The sequence below is a fragment of the Embleya sp. NPDC056575 genome (assembly GCF_042793325.1).
Classification (GTDB): domain Bacteria; phylum Actinomycetota; class Actinomycetes; order Streptomycetales; family Streptomycetaceae; genus Embleya.
On the sequence record NZ_JBHTVA010000170.1, the window covers coordinates 1 to 1,346 of the forward strand.

At 38.6% G+C, this 1,346-nt stretch carries 1 pseudogene; it reads left to right on the forward strand.

From position 1 onward, the window contains the following. Nucleotides 1-200: 200 nt before the first annotated feature. A pseudogene (istA, locus tag ACFRCG_RS48460) lies at nucleotides 201-1,346 on the forward strand (IS21 family transposase); the annotation flags it as partial.

Below are 1,346 nucleotides of genomic sequence, written 5' to 3' on the forward strand. Positions count from 1 at the left end.
CATTTATTGAGTGGGAAGTACGCCTTTTTTTGTTTATTTTTCCCTCGGAATGCACCTGTAAACGCTAGAATATAATTGACAGTTTTTGCTCAACGTAATTTTACATTTTTGCTTCAATAAGCTAGAACTCTAGTAAAATAATAGAAGTGTTATTTTACTAGGGGGGACAGCGTCTTGGAGGAGAAGTTAATGCTTTAAATATTCAACAGTTACATCAACGGAAGTTTAAAGTATCTCAAATTGCACAGGAGCTCAAAGTATCGAGACCAACCGTTTATAAATATTTAAAAATGACATTTGAAGAGACAAAAGCATACATGGAACAGCTACAAGGCAAAGGTAAGAAATTGGATCCCTACAGGGATTGGATTATCGCTTGGCTTGAAGAATACCCTCATCTCAGTGCAGCACAAATCCACGATTGGCTCTTAGAGCGTTATCCAGATTTAGTTGTTGGCGAGAGTACAGTAAGAGCCTATGTGAAAGAGATGCGGGAGATTTATCAGATTGAGAAAAAAGTAATCATTCGGCAGTATGAAGCAATCCCTGAACAACCTATGGGTAAGCAAATCCAGGTGGATTGGGGAGAAACGAAACAGAAGACCACTGAAAAGAATGAAATCAAACTATATTTCATCGCTTTTGTCTTAGCTCACTCTCGATACAAATACATGGAGTGGCAGGACCGGCCTTTTACGACAAATGATGCCATACGATGTCATGAAAATGCATTTCAATTTTACGGAGGACGTACAGAAGAAATTGTGTATGATCAGGATCGTTTAATTACAGTAAATTTCAAAGCTATGTAAATGATCGTAAGTTTAAAGTTCATTTATGTCGTAAGGCAGACCCAGAATCAAAAGGAATGATTGAGAACGTTGTAAAGTACATAAAGGGAAATTTCGCAGACAGCCGAGTATTTAGCAATATTGAAGATTGGAATAACCGTGCGTTACAGTGGCTACATCGCACTGGAAATCAACATGTTCATCAGACAACGAAAAAAAGACCAGCTGAAGTGTTCCCCGTCGAAAAGCAACACTTACAGCCCGTCTCTTCACCACTCTCATACGAAAGCGTCATTACCCCAAGTATAACAAGGAATATTAGTAAGGACAATACAATACGGTTCAAATCAAACCGTTATTCCGTTCCTCTCGGAACGTATAGTGCAGTCTCTGATAATGAGGTTTTTATTGAAGTCACTTCGAGCCAACCACCAACGCTGATTATCCGTAAACAGTTGGATGGAGAAGTAATTGCTGAACATAGCATTAGTAATGAAAAGGGAAAGCTTATTCAACATCTACATCATATCCGGGATCGCTCAAAAGGTATTGAAG